Here is a 230-nt window from a genome sequence, read left to right on the forward strand (position 1 = left end):
GGCCACCTTATCCGCCAGCAGCGACCGGAGACAAACGACGGCCCGGACGACGTGCTGTGGCAGTACGACGCCGCCGGACGCGTCAACGAAACCGCCCACCGCAGCGAAACCCATCTGGTCACCGTGCGCTTTCAGTACGACGACAATGACAACCTGACCGGCGAGCGGCAGATTATCCGCAACGCGCACGGCGATTTGCTGTGGCAGCACACCGTGCGCCACCAGTTCGA

General features: G+C 64.3%; 1 protein-coding gene. It reads right to left on the reverse strand.

Annotated elements, in window-relative coordinates; translation table 11 throughout:
- Positions 1-230, reverse strand: a 230-nt coding sequence (locus tag ACLBVC_RS24820; RefSeq protein ID WP_410151816.1) for a hypothetical protein, incomplete at both ends; no start/stop codon positions are given.

Source organism: Rahnella selenatireducens, assembly GCF_046449555.1.
Classification (GTDB): Bacteria; Pseudomonadota; Gammaproteobacteria; order Enterobacterales; family Enterobacteriaceae; genus Rahnella; species Rahnella selenatireducens.